Here is an 11650-nt window from a genome sequence, read left to right as displayed (position 1 = left end):
CGGGGCGGACGTTCACTCCCCGTCGAGATTGGCGCACAGGCCGTACGGGGCAAGGAGTGGGTGTACGGCTACGAGGAGGTGGCGGCGACGCATGACGAGCATGTCGAGGGCGCGGGTGGCCCGGCGCATCGCGGCCGGGGCGGCGTACGGCGGTGGCGGGGTCGGGCTGGTCGGGGCGGCGGCGGTCGGGCTGCTGGTCGCGGAGATGCAGCTGGCCCGGCGCCATGTGGCCAACGGCAGCAGCGGCGGCCGGGTACCGGTGGCCGACGGCGTGTACGGCCACGCCTATGACGTCCCCGGCGAACCCCCTCTGCGGCTGACCATGCTCGGCGACTCCACGGCCGCGGGACAGGGGGTGCACCGCGCGGGGCAGACCCCGGGCGCGCTGCTGGCGTCGGGGCTGGCGGCGGTGGCGGAGCGGCCGGTCGAGCTGCGCAACGTGGCGCTGCCGGGGGCCCGGTCGGACGACCTGGAACGGCAGGTGGGGCTGGTGCTGTCGTCCCCGCACCCGGTGCCCGACATCTGCGTGATCATGGTCGGTGCGAACGACGTGACGCACCGGATGCCGCCGACGCAGTCGGTGCGGTGTCTGGCGGCGGCGGTACGGCGGCTGCGCACGGCCGGTGCGGAGGTGGTGGTCGGCACGTGTCCCGACCTCGGCACCATCGAGCCGGTGCAGCAGCCGCTGCGGTGGCTGGCCCGGCGGGCCTCGCGGCAGCTGGCGGCCGCGCAGACGATCGGGGTGGTGGAGCAGGGCGGGCGGACGGTGTCGCTGGGGGACCTGCTGGGCCCCGAGTTCGAGGCGAACCCGCGGGAGCTGTTCGGGCCGGACAACTACCACCCTTCGGCGGAGGGGTACGCGACCGCGGCGATGGCGGTGCTGCCGACGGTCTGCGCGGCGCTGGGGCTGTGGCCCGCGGAGGAGGAACGGCCGGACGTGTTCCGGCGCGAGGGGTTCCTGCCGGTGGCCCGTGCGGCGGCGGAGGCCGCCGACGAGGCGGGCACGGAGGTGACGGCGGCGATGCCGACGGGGCCGCGCGGCCCGTGGGCCCTGCTCAAGCGGAGGCGCCGCCGGCGGGTCACGGAAGCCGAGCCCGCACGTCCGTCGGTGTGACCGCCCGGGGAGTTCCACGCCGGGGGCCGCGCGGGCGTCCAAAGCAAGCGCTTAGTAAATTGCGGCCAGTGTCACACCACGACACCGGTGACCTGGACCATACGTACCGGTAACTTCCCAACCGGCCCTACAACCCCTCGCACTGGAGCCGTGATGCCCGAAGCCGTCATCGTCTCGACCGCCCGCTCCCCCATCGGCCGCGCTTTCAAGGGCTCCCTGAAGGACCTGCGCCCGGACGACATCGCCGCCACGATCATCCAGGCCGCGCTCGCGAAGGTCCCCGAGCTGGACCCGAAGGACATCGACGACCTGATGCTCGGCTGCGGCCTGCCCGGCGGCGAGCAGGGCAACAACCTCGGCCGGATCGTCGCCGTGCAGATGGGCATGGACCACCTGCCGGGCTGCACGATCACCCGCTACTGCTCCTCCTCGCTGCAGACCTCCCGGATGGCCCTGCACGCCATCAAGGCCGGCGAGGGCGACGTGTTCATCTCGGCCGGTGTCGAGATGGTCTCCCGGTTCGTCAAGGGCAACTCCGACAGCCTGCCCGACACGCACAACCCGCTCTTCGCCGAGGCCGAGGCGCGTACCGCCGCCGTCGCCGAGCAGGAGGGCACCACCTGGCACGACCCGCGTGAGGACGGCCTGGTCCCGGACGCGTACATCGCGATGGGCCAGACCGCCGAGAACCTCGCCCGGTGGAAGGGCGTCACCCGTCAGGAGATGGACGAGTTCGGCGTCCGCTCGCAGAACCTGGCCGAGCAGGCCATCAAGAACGGTTTCTGGGAGCGCGAGATCACCCCGGTGACCCTCCCGGACGGCACGGTCGTCAGCAAGGACGACGGCCCGCGCCCCGGCGTCACCCTGGAGGGCGTCCAGGGCCTGAAGCCGGTGTTCCGCCCGGACGGGCTCGTCACCGCCGCCAACTGCTGCCCGCTCAACGACGGCGCCGCCGCGCTGGTCATCATGAGCGACACCAAGGCCCGTGAGCTGGGTCTGACCCCGCTCGCCCGCATCGTGTCGACCGGTGTCTCCGGCCTCTCCCCCGAGATCATGGGCCTCGGCCCGGTCGAGGCCAGCAAGCAGGCCCTGCGGCGGGCCGGCCTGACCATCGGCGACATCGACCTGGTCGAGATCAACGAGGCGTTCGCCGCCCAGGTGATCCCCTCCTACCGCGACCTCGGCATCGACCTCGACAAGCTGAACGTCAACGGCGGCGCCATCGCCGTCGGCCACCCCTTCGGCATGACCGGCGCCCGGATCACCGGCACGCTGATCAACTCGCTGCAGTGGCACGACAAGCAGTTCGGCCTGGAGACGATGTGCGTCGGCGGCGGCCAGGGCATGGCGATGGTCATCGAGCGCCTCAGCTGACACACCCTCGGTAGCCGGTGCGGCACCGTACGTCAGGCAACGGCCCAGAACCCGGGAAACACCCGGGTTCTGGGCCGTTTTGTGATCCAATCTCCCTCAGGATGTGACCTGTCTCCCTCGTCGGCGGCATTCGTGCAGGTCAGTGCGGGCCGGTGCCGTCGCCCGGGAAACACGGAGACGAAAGTCCTGTCCGTTTCGTGACGTTACGCACTGACAGCTGGTTAGTCCGCCCTTCAAGCTGATGTAGGAAGTCGGGGGTCGACTTTGAACCTGGGAGTACGTCAGTGAGCGCCATGCCGATCGCCCTCCTGCTCACCACGGCCGCCACCGGCGCCGTGGGCGTCGCCGTCCTGCGCACCGTGCTGAAGCTGCGCCGCCAGCTCGCGGAGCTGCAGGCGCAGCTCGCCGAGAACCAGGCCGCCGCGCTCGGGGCGCTGCTGCCCGCCGCCCGCACCACCGCGCACGCGGAGGAGATACGCGCGGCCGTGGCCGAGGCGCTCGCCGAGGAGCGGGAGCGGGAGCTTGCCGAGGCCCGCGCCTTCTGGGCCGCGCAGGAGGCCCGGGACGCCTCCGACGCCCCCTCGCTGCTGGGCCTCGGCGACAGCGACATGTTCCTGCCCCGGCAGGCCGACTTCACGGGCCTGGAGCCGCTGGAGCCGGTCGCCGAGCCCTCGGCCGAGTCCGACGAGTTCGCCGGGGACTCCCCGGAACTGGCCGCGGCCCGCCGCCGTCACCCGTCGCATCCGGACTTCGTCCCGGTGCAGTCCCGGGGCGTCAACGACCACGAGCGGACCGTGACCGCGCTGGAGCAGCTCGCCGCGGGCCGCACCGAGCTCGCGGACGTCCGTCCCGGGCCGCTCGGCACCCTGGACGTGTACGTCTTCGCCGACGGCACGACCCTGTGCATGACCCCTGGGCACCGCGAGACGGCGGAGCGGCTGGCGGCCGCCCTGCGTGAGGGCGAGTCCCCCTACCTCCTCGGCGGCTCGGGCGTCTCGGGTGCCTACACCCTGACGTTCGCGTGCGGCGACGACACGGTCTACATCCTGGCCGACCGGGTCATCGCCTCCCTCTGACGGCCCGTCCGCTCAGACTCCCGCCCGCTTGCGCGCCTCCTCGACCAGCTCGACCGCCTCGGCGACCTCGTCCTCGCTGCGCAGGACGAGGGCCAGGTCGTGCGCGGCCACCAGGATCTGGTCGGCGACCGCGAACATGCCCGCGTCCGGCATCAGTCGCGGTTCGGCGGCCGGCTCCTCCACCAGCTGGGCCCGCCGGGACATCTCCCTCGCCAGCGCCAGGGCCTCCGCGGCGGCGCCCCTTTGGAGCCGGCTCTGCGGAGCGGCCCGCAGCCGGTCCGCGAAGTGATCAACTGCTCGGATCAAGGGCGTCGTATCAAGCACGCGCCGAGCGTAACGTGCCGCACTGTTGCCAATACGCGAACGCTCAGGCACGGTGACGTGAAGGACCGGCTTACATCCCCTTTGCGTTCGGAGGCGCCGATGTCCCAACTCTTCTCCGAGGAGACCCACCGCAACCTGCTCGCCCGCATCCCGCACTGCACCGGTCGTGAAGTCTCCGACTGGCTGCGCACCGTTGAAGACGGCCCCGCCCTGTTCCGCTTCGAGGAGAAGGTCAGCTGGCTCCGGCACGAGTACGACCTCGCGTACGGCCACGCGAAGGCGATCGTCCACGAGTACGACCTGCGAAGGGCAGCGCGCAAGCTGCTCTAGACATCGAAAGGGCCCCGGACTACCGTCAGCCCGGGGCCCTTTCGCGCTACTGCTGCCTACCGCTTCTCGCGGCTAGTCGTTGCTGCTGAAGATCGCCACCAGGCGCAGCATCTCCACGTAGATCCACACCAGGGTGAGGGTGAGGCCGAACGCGGCGAGCCAGGACTCGTTGCGCGGGGCGCCGTAGGCGATGCCGTCCTCGATCTGCTTGAAGTCGAGGGTCAGGAAGAAGGCGCCGAGCAGGATGGCGATGATGCCGACGATCGCACCCAGCGGGCCGAAGCTGCGCAGGCCGCCGTTCTCGGCGACGCCGAACGCGACCAGCAGCAGGTTGACCGCCATGACGAGCACGAAGGCGATGGCGATGGCCATGCCGACCCGGGCGTAGCGGGCCGTGACGCGGATCCAGCCGGCCTTGTAGACGAGCAGGGTCGCGGCGGTGACCGCCATGGTGCCGAGGACCGCCTGGAACGGGGCGCCGTTCCACTGGCTGTTGTACATCTCGCTGATGACGCCCAGGAACACGCCCTCGAAGGCGGCGTACCCGAGGATCAGGGCGGGCGACGGGGTGCGCTTGAAGCTCTGCACCAGCGCCAGGACCATCGCGATGATCGCGGCGCCGAACGCCAGGCCGTAGCTGGTCGCGGAGACCGGCAGCAGGGCCCAGGCGAGGACGGCGCCGACGGCGACCGTGCCGAGCGTGAGGGCCGAGCGGACGACGACGTCGTCCATCGTCATGCGGTCGGTGGTGGCCGGGGCCTGGGGCGGGGCGCCGTACTGCGTGGCCTGCTGGGCGTACGGGTCGGTCGCGTAGGGGTTCTGCGCGTACGGGTTGCCCTGTGCGTACCCGGCCTGCGCTGCGGTGTTGAAGCCGGCGTAGCCGTTGTCGCGGCTGAACCCCCGTCGCGAGAAGACCGGGTTGCTGCTCCTCATTTCACTCCTCCATGGCTGCCGTGCGCAGCCTTGGCTCAAGAGTAATGGATTGGCAAAGGATCGACCGTACTACTTGAGGAGGATCTTTCCCTCGCCCTGCTGCGCAACACGCTACGTGGCCCTCTGATTCCCCGCCATGGACGATCGCATTCCATGACGAACCTGGTACCTAGCCGAGGCGAAACCCCGTGTACGCCTCGGCCAGGTCGGTCTCGGCGGCGCGGGAGCCGGCGATACGGTCCAGGCGGGTGTCGAAGGGGGTGGCGTCCGGGGCGCGGTGCAGCAGCGTCGTCATGTCGAAGGAGAAGCGCTCGGCCTGCCAGACGCGGGCGAGGCAGGTCGCGGAGTAGGCGTCGAGGAGGTCCGCGGACCCGGTCTCCCGCTGGTGGACGAGGGCCCGGGCGAAGGTGACGACGTCGCCGACGGCCAGGTTCAGCCCTTTGGCGCCGGTGGGCGGCACGATGTGCGCGGCGCCGCCCGCGAGGAAGAGGCGGCCGTGGCGCATCGGCTCGTGCACGAAGGAGCGCATGGGTGTGACCGACTTCTGTGTGACGGGCCCGCGTTCCAGCCGCCAGTCGTCGCCGGTCTCGACGCGGCGCTCCAGCTCCGCCCAGAGGGCGTCGTCCGTCCACTCCTCGGCCCGGGTGCCGGCGGGCACCTGGTCGGTGGTGCGCATCGGCCTGCCCTCCCCGGCACCTGATGCTCGCGGACCCCGTGTTCGTGAGGTGAACTTTTCTTCACGAACTTCCGGGCGTCGAGTCTGCGTCGCCGGGCATGCGGTGTCCATGGGTGAGGTGGCATGAGGCCGGCCGCCGGGTCCGCGGGAGGCGCTCGCGGACCCGGCGGCCGGCCGGTGTCGGACGGTCAGGGCGCGGTCAGTGGCCCGGCCAGCCGTCCAGGTGGCGGTGCAGGGTGACGTCGGGCTGCTCGGCCCCCTTCGGGGCGTGGGCCACGGCGTCGCGCAGCACCCCGGTGACCTCCCCGGCCAGTGCGTCGACCCGCGTCCGCAGCTCGGCCGCGGGCAGCGACGAGTGGGTCAGGGCGTCCAGCCGGCGGTGGATGTCGTCCAGTTGGCTCCGGGTGTTCGCGTCGAGGCCGAACGGGGTGGGCGTGGAGACGACGAACTGGTAGGCGCCGGCGAGGGTCTGGCAGCCGGTGCACTTCTTGTTGGCGGCGTCGCTGAGGTTCACCGCGTTCAGGTGCGTGTGCTCACCGGCGACCGTGACGATCTGGAAGGACAGCGCCACCGAGCGGCAGTGGTCGTCGGCGGAGCAGCCGGCCGACACCGCGTTGGCCTGGTTGCGCACGCCGGTGGCGTTGACCGTGCCGAACTGGCGGACGGTGAAGGAGTCCCGGGCCTGGGTGTGGTGGGCCCGGTCGGCGTGCGTGAACACGTGGTCGAGGGCGACCGCGGCGTGCGCGGAACCGGTCGCCGCCTCCGCCTGGGCGGGGACGGCGGCCGCCACCCCGGCGACGGAGGCGGCGAAGAGCCCTATGCGCACGGCGCGCTGGGTGAGGATCCGGTTGCTGGAGCGTGCCTTGCGATGGCTGCTCATGAGGTCTCCTGAAGGATCGGATGACGTGAGGTGGGATGCGCGGCCGGGCCGCGCCGCGCCCGTCAGGACGACGCCGGGGCCGCCGAGTCGCTGGGCGGCGGTTCCGACGGGCTCGGCGGCGGGGAGGCCGGGACGCTCTCCGACGGGGTGGGCGACGGTTCGGGCGCCGGCGGTGAGGACGCCGGTGCGGGGCCGCCCGCCGAGCCCCCGGAGGAGGCCGGCGTCCGCGTGGTGCTCTTGGTCGGCTTCTTGCCGGGCGCCGACGACGCGGCGGTCGCCTGCGCGGCCGAGGCGGAGGCACTGCCCGAAGCGCTGGCCGACGGCGCGCCGGACGGTCCCGGGGACGCCGCTCCCGGAAGGGCCGACGGCGAGGCGGAAGCCGTGCCGGCGTCGCCGGCCGAGCTGCTGCGGTCGCCGCCCGGCTGCGAGGCGTCCGGGGAGGGAGGCGCCGTGGTGGGCACGCCGGGTTGCAGTATCGGCGCTATCGGCGGCTTCTTCGGCAGCGGCTGCGGGGTCACGCCGGACACCCAGGCGTAGCTCAGGCCGCCCAGTCCGGCGAGGGCGAGCACGCACACGGCGAGGCGCAGCGTCGGCCGGCCGGCCGTGGCGCGCTTCGCGGCCCGGAAGAGCCGGCCGCCGATCTTCACCGACAGGTAGACGACACCGGCCATCGGGCACAGCAGCATGACCGTGCCGATCACCCCGACGAGCCCGGCGAGGATCTCACCGTGCACGAACGCCGAGCCGGTGCCGAGCAGTTGCTCGGTCAGCGAGCGGACCATCGTGGTGAGGATCCGCGGCAGGTTCCACAGGGCGTAGCCCATCTCGCCGATGATCAGCGGCACCATCGTCAGCACCCAGGTGGCGACGATGGTGCGCGCCGACTTCTTCAGCCCGGCGACCTCGGTGCGGGCCGCCCGTCCCCGGGCGCCCGGCGCCAGGGAGAGCAGGATCGGGCGGATCTTGCCGTAGAGGTCCGGCACCCCGGCGAGGTCGCCCAGGATGTAGTAGCCGTCCAGGCGGACGGCCGGCATCAGCTGTTCGAGGATCTCGAAGTGCCCGAGGTAGACCGCGGCCAGGAAGAACTGCGCCTTGGTGGCGAAGTAGGCCCCGGCCATGGCCAGCATGAAGACGACGTTGAAGTACACCCCGCCGAGGTCGGTGCGGAGCCGGCCGGCGCGGCTGATCCGGTAGACGTCGGTGACGTCGGTGTACATCGACGGCCAGATGAGGAAGAGCCCGCACCCGATGCACCCGGGCCGGGCTCCGCCGTACCGGCAGGCGGAGGCGTGGCCGAACTCGTGGAAGACGAGCGAGGCCACGGTGAGGACGAAGACGATGAGGATCAGCAGCGGCTGGTCCAGGACCTCCAGGACCGGCTCGATCGCCCCGAAGAAGCCGAACAGCCAGACGTCCATGGCGACGGCCGACAGCAGCACGGCGACGACCACGGCCGGCCGGTGCAGCCAGCCGAACGCCCGCGCGATCTTCGCCGTCCGGCGCTCGTCGAAGATCACCCGGTGGCCCTTGAGGGCGAGCAGCAGGTCGGAGCGCGGGGCGTCGACCTCGTCGTCCTCCTGGCCCTCGGGCACCGTCACCCCGAGCGGTTCCAGCTTGTTCTCGACCAGGTAGCGGACGTTCTCCCCGCTGACCTCACGGCCGAAGCGGGCGCTGACCCGGTGGGCGATCGTGTCGACGTCCCGCACGCCGTCCACGGACGACGCCACGAGGTACAGCAGCCGTGACAGCTGCACGACCTGCCCGTCCCCCCGACGGGCGATGTACTTGGCCTCGGTGAAGCCCGAGCCCTGGTACTCGCCGTGCAGCTGCAGCCCCGCGCTGAGCCGGGGCACCGGGCGGGCCGGCGCCCCGACGACGGGCAGGGTGCCCGTCGCCACCTGCTCGTACGTCACCGGCCTGCCACCGGGCCCGGGTACCGGGCCGGTGTCGTAGAGCGCGGTGGTGCCGTCTCCCAGCACCGTCATGTGTGGTCTCCCCCCCACGTCCTCACCGCTGTCCCCCCGGCATGCCCCGGGGGGCGGACCGCGCCGCATGTGTGGGTGCGGTCCGCCCCCGGGGCCGTCGTCGCGGCGGTGGCGCCGCTACTGCTGGACGGTGATCGACTGCACGGCCTGCGACTCGGCGTCGGACCACGAGGAGTGGTCGTTGAGCGCGGCCGACTCGTTGTGGGCGGAGATGTTCGCGACGTGCTTGGTGACGTTGACCGTCTTGCCGAAGCTGAACTTCAGCCGGCCGAGGGCCTCACGGCCCGGCAGCAGCTCCGCGGCTTCGCCGTCCAGCTCGCGCATGTCCATGCTCATGATGGTGTTCCTCTCGCTCTGTTCTTCGGTGGGTGGGGTGGTGCGCGGGCGTTACTGGGTGACCGTGATGCTCTGGCCGGCGCCGGAGTCGGCCACGGACCACGCGGAGTGGTTGTTCAGGGCGGCGGACTCGTTGTGCGCGGAGATGTTCGCGACGTGCTTGGTGACGTTGACGGTCTTGCCGAAGCTGAACTTCAGGCGACCGAGGGCCTCGCGGCCCGGCAGCAGTTCGGCGGACTCGGCCTCGAGCTCGTGGGCGTCCATCATGATCGATTCCCCCTCGGGAAATAGACATTTCCGGTCGGACCGAGTCAGGTTCCCCCCGGACTCTGTCCAACTTGGTCGGACGAGCTGTCCAACGAGATTGGACACTAGGGCCTCGGAGCGCCTCCGCGCAACCCGTTCCGTGAATCACCCTTTCGGCCCAGCGCCTACCCGCCCGTAGAATCCCTCCGACGGAGGTCCGGCGAGCGGCGAGCAGGAAGTGACCAACGGTGGCCAACGCACTGCAGCAGTTGATCCGCGAGCGCCTCGATCGCAACGGCTGGTCCTACGGCGACGTGGCGCGCCGGGGCGGCGTCCCCCGCTCCACCGTGCACCACCTGGCCACCACCGACCGGGTCGTCCGCATGCCCCAGGCGACCACGCTGGAGGGTCTGGCCAAGGGCCTGGAACTGCCGCTGGACACCGTCCGGCGCGCCGCGGCGGAGGCCTGCGGCATCCACGTGTACGGCACCCCGGCCGGCCCGGAGGCCGACGCGGCGGCTCCCCGGAGCGCCGACCCCGAGGTGGACCTGCTCATCGCGAGCGTTGAGAAACTCTCCGCCGACGACCGCCGGCACGTCGCCGCCCTGGTGGAGTCCCTGCTGGGCCGCTCCGCGGACACGTGACGAGCGATCGCCCGACGCACCTTCGGCCCTGGATACGTGCCACTTCCGTCAACACGGAAAAAGATTTCACACCCACCCGAAACCGCAGAGATCCCCCGCTAGTCTCTCGTCCTGCCCGAGGAACGAGAGCCGTAAGACCACCCCGGGCTCTTGGGGGGAACGTGTTGTTCGTGCATGGCGGACCGACCACGGCGGTGGTCCGGGGGCCCGCCGGTGAATCGATGGTCCTGCTCTCCGGCGAGCTGCCCGAGGTGCTCACCGAGCAGGCGGTCACCGAACTGCTGGACCTGGCCGCCGCGATCCTGGACGCTCAGGAGCTGACCCTGTTCCACACCTGCCTGCAGACCCTGCGCCGCAACGGCATGAGCGCGGGGCGGCGGGTCGAGGTGGGGGGTGCGGTGCTCACGGTGTACGAGGGGTGAGCGGTGCCCGCGACGGGGTCAGCCGTGAACTGACACCTGATCAGGCCGTGAAGCCCCCGTCGACATGGATCGAGGCTCCGGTGATGTACGCGCCTTCCGCACTCGCCAGGTGGGCGACGGTGGCCGCGATCTCGGAGGCCTCCGCATAGCGGCCGACGGCGGTGAAGCCGGCGATCGCCTCGGCGTTCGGCCCGTCGGCGGGGTTGGTGTCCGTGTCGGTGGGGCCGGGGTGCACCAGGTTGACGGTGATGCCGCGGGGGCCGAGTTCCCGGGCCAGGCCCCTGGTCATGCCGGCCAGAGCCGTCTTGCTCATCGCGTACAGCGCCAGTCCGGGGAAGACCGCGCGCTCGGCGACGTTGCTGCCGATGCTGATGATGCGGCCGCCCCGGTCCATATGGCGCACGGCGGCCTGGGACGCGGCGAACGGCGCCCGGACGTTCACCGCCAGGGTGCGATCGATCTCGGCCGGGCCCAGGTCGTCGAGCGGGCCGATGAGGAAGACGGCGGCGTTGTTGACCAGGATGTCGAGCCTGCCGAACATCGCGCCCGCCTCGTCCACCGCGGCGGTGAGTGCCTCGGGGACCGCGCCGTCGGCTTGGACGGCGTGTGCCCGGCGCCCCTCGGCCCTGATCCGCTCCACCACGTCGGCAGCGCGTTCCGCGCTCTTCTCGTAGGTCAGGACGACGTCGGCGCCCTCTTCGGCCAGCCGTAACGCCACGGCGGCACCGATGCCCCGGCTGCCGCCCGTGACCAGAGCCGTGTTTCCCTCGAATCGGTTCATGACGTCGAGCATGGTGGGGACCGGCGCCGAGAACCGGCGGGAACGCGACCTGGCGTTCGGCACCCGAGGTGACCCGTGCCCCGCGTCGCAGACGTGGTGGTGCCCGGAGCCGGACTTGAACCGGCACGCCCGCGAAGGGGCAGCGAGGTTTAAGCTCGCCGTGTCTGCATTCCACCATCCGGGCAGGCCTTGGGCTCCGCTTCGAGCAGTCCGAGCCTATCGGGACGCATCCCTCGGACAGGGGACGGGATGACCCGATGTTGTCTTATTTTATTGACGTCTGAGGGTGCATCAGACCATGGAACGTCCCATCCGCACTTGCCAATAGCGTGACGGGACGTGGGTGCGCGCGTACGGGGAATGACGAGATTTCACCTACCGAACGAGGGTGTCCCACCTGTTCCGGCCACACCGGTCTCGGGGTCGCCCGTCCTCCCCAGGTATGACGCGGGCCGGTCCCGTCCGACCGCAGTCGCCCTCCGGAACCGGAACAGCGACTGACTACAGGGGCGGACGCGGCCGGGACGAT

13 protein-coding genes, 1 tRNA gene and 1 pseudogene are annotated in these 11650 nt (G+C 71.6%); 6 read left to right on the top strand and 9 right to left on the bottom strand.

Annotation, left to right across the window (positions count from 1 at the left end):
* Nucleotides 1–91: 91 nt before the first annotated feature.
* The 3 genes from AQJ66_RS09930 to AQJ66_RS09920 all read left to right on the top strand — a co-directional run bounded on the left by AQJ66_RS09930 (nt 92) and on the right by AQJ66_RS09920 (nt 3564).
* Nucleotides 92–1114 carry an SGNH/GDSL hydrolase family protein gene (locus tag AQJ66_RS09930; protein WP_208611323.1) on the top strand — a complete coding sequence of 341 codons (1023 nt, stop codon included), beginning with the start codon at nt 92–94 and terminating at the stop codon, nt 1112–1114.
* Nucleotides 1115–1267: 153 nt separating this feature from the next.
* Nucleotides 1268–2488 carry an acetyl-CoA C-acetyltransferase gene (locus AQJ66_RS09925; RefSeq protein ID WP_061919223.1) on the top strand — a complete coding sequence of 407 codons (1221 nt, stop codon included), beginning with the start codon at nt 1268–1270 and terminating at the stop codon, nt 2486–2488.
* 293 nt (nt 2489–2781) lie between these two features.
* Nucleotides 2782–3564 (top strand): hypothetical protein, encoded by a 783-nt coding sequence (locus AQJ66_RS09920; RefSeq protein WP_061919222.1) that lies wholly within the window; start codon nt 2782–2784, stop codon nt 3562–3564.
* Between the two features lie 12 nt (nt 3565–3576).
* On the opposite strand, the gene AQJ66_RS09915 is transcribed toward AQJ66_RS09920, so the two are convergent.
* Entirely contained in the window at nt 3577–3888 is a 312-nt protein-coding gene (locus tag AQJ66_RS09915) for a hypothetical protein (protein WP_061919221.1), read from the bottom strand.
* Between the two features lie 99 nt (nt 3889–3987).
* Between AQJ66_RS09915 and AQJ66_RS09910 the strand changes: the two genes are divergently transcribed.
* Nucleotides 3988–4218: a DUF4287 domain-containing protein gene (locus AQJ66_RS09910; RefSeq protein WP_061919219.1), complete on the top strand. Its 231-nt coding sequence runs from the start codon at nt 3988–3990 to the stop codon at nt 4216–4218.
* 72 nt (nt 4219–4290) lie between these two features.
* Here AQJ66_RS09910 and AQJ66_RS09905 read toward each other — a convergent pair whose 3' ends face one another.
* The 6 genes and pseudogenes from AQJ66_RS09905 to AQJ66_RS09880 all read right to left on the bottom strand — a co-directional run bounded on the left by AQJ66_RS09905 (nt 4291) and on the right by AQJ66_RS09880 (nt 9295).
* Entirely contained in the window at nt 4291–5151 is an 861-nt protein-coding gene (locus tag AQJ66_RS09905; protein WP_061919217.1) for a Bax inhibitor-1/YccA family protein, read from the bottom strand.
* Nucleotides 5152–5320: 169 nt separating this feature from the next.
* Nucleotides 5321–5902 (bottom strand): annotated as a pseudogene (locus AQJ66_RS09900) (FAD-dependent monooxygenase); the annotation flags it as partial.
* 124 nt (nt 5903–6026) lie between these two features.
* Nucleotides 6027–6707 (bottom strand): hypothetical protein, encoded by a 681-nt coding sequence (locus AQJ66_RS09895; protein WP_061919215.1) that lies wholly within the window; start codon nt 6705–6707, stop codon nt 6027–6029.
* A 62-nt stretch (nt 6708–6769) separates the two neighbouring features.
* Nucleotides 6770–8692 carry a zinc metalloprotease gene (locus AQJ66_RS09890; protein ID WP_061919213.1) on the bottom strand — a complete coding sequence of 641 codons (1923 nt, stop codon included), beginning with the start codon at nt 8690–8692 and terminating at the stop codon, nt 6770–6772.
* A gap of 117 nt (nt 8693–8809) precedes the next feature.
* A complete protein-coding gene (locus AQJ66_RS09885; RefSeq protein ID WP_061919211.1) occupies nt 8810–9028 on the bottom strand; it encodes a hypothetical protein in 219 nt (72 codons plus the stop codon).
* Nucleotides 9029–9079: 51 nt separating this feature from the next.
* Nucleotides 9080–9295 carry a hypothetical protein gene (locus tag AQJ66_RS09880; RefSeq protein WP_208611322.1) on the bottom strand — a complete coding sequence of 72 codons (216 nt, stop codon included), beginning with the start codon at nt 9293–9295 and terminating at the stop codon, nt 9080–9082.
* Between the two features lie 227 nt (nt 9296–9522).
* On the opposite strand from AQJ66_RS09880, the gene AQJ66_RS09875 reads away from it, so the two are divergent.
* Both AQJ66_RS09875 and AQJ66_RS09870 read left to right on the top strand, forming a co-directional pair.
* A complete protein-coding gene (locus AQJ66_RS09875) occupies nt 9523–9918 on the top strand; it encodes a helix-turn-helix domain-containing protein (protein ID WP_061919209.1) in 396 nt (131 codons plus the stop codon).
* A gap of 170 nt (nt 9919–10088) precedes the next feature.
* On the top strand, nt 10089–10340 hold the full coding sequence (locus AQJ66_RS09870) for a hypothetical protein (protein WP_244162786.1): 252 nt from the start codon (nt 10089–10091) through the stop codon (nt 10338–10340).
* 40 nt (nt 10341–10380) lie between these two features.
* Here the strand turns inward: AQJ66_RS09870 and AQJ66_RS09865 are convergent, their stop codons facing one another.
* Nucleotides 10381–11121, bottom strand: coding sequence for an SDR family NAD(P)-dependent oxidoreductase (locus AQJ66_RS09865; protein ID WP_208611321.1), 741 nt, complete (start codon nt 11119–11121; stop codon nt 10381–10383).
* A gap of 97 nt (nt 11122–11218) precedes the next feature.
* Nucleotides 11219–11305: transfer RNA gene (locus AQJ66_RS09860), tRNA-Leu, on the bottom strand.
* Nucleotides 11306–11650: the final 345 nt, after the last annotated feature.

Origin of the sequence: Streptomyces bungoensis (genome assembly GCF_001514215.1) — a bacterium.
GTDB classification, from domain to species: Bacteria; Actinomycetota; Actinomycetes; order Streptomycetales; family Streptomycetaceae; genus Streptomyces; species Streptomyces bungoensis.
The sequence above is the reverse complement of the archived record's forward strand: the minus strand, read 5'-3'. Positions and strand labels throughout refer to the sequence as shown.